Origin of the sequence: Blautia sp. CAG:257, assembly GCF_000433815.1 — a bacterium.
GTDB lineage: Bacteria > Bacillota > Clostridia > Lachnospirales > Lachnospiraceae > Blautia_A > Blautia_A caecimuris.
On sequence record NZ_HF999078.1, the window covers coordinates 425 to 959 of the forward strand.

Annotated in this window: 1 pseudogene; it reads left to right on the plus strand. The window is 46.0% G+C overall.

The window, feature by feature from the left end:
- Positions 1 to 535 (plus strand): annotated as a pseudogene (locus tag QVP40_RS09470) (peptidoglycan glycosyltransferase); the annotation flags it as partial.

Here is a 535-nt window from a genome sequence, read left to right on the forward strand (position 1 = left end):
CAGAGGAAACAGTGAGAAAAAAGGTGGAAAAAAATTCATCCATAGAACGGATCCGCACAAATGTGGAAAAAGAAACCGGAGACGCTATTCGAAAGGCAGGACTGGACGGGGTAAAGGTGGATGAAGATTATAAAAGATACTATCCCTATGACTCTCTGGCATCCAAAGTCCTTGGCTTTACAGGGGGAGATAATCAGGGGATCATTGGACTGGAAGTAGAATATGAAGAGGTTCTGAAAGGGATTCCGGGAAAGATCCTGACCACTACAGATGCAAGAGGCGTGGAGATCGACGGCCTTGGAGAACGGAGATCAGAGCCTGTTAAGGGAAATACGCTGAGACTGAGTCTTGATATCAGTATACAGGAGTTCGTGCAGCAGGCTGCTCTGAAGGTTATGGAAGAGAAGCAGGCCGAAAGGGTGTCCATTCTTCTGATGAATCCTCAAAACGGGGAAATTTATGCCTGTGTCAATGTTCCGGAATTTAATCTGAATGAACCCTTTGTTCTGAATACCGGACAGGATACCGCATCCAT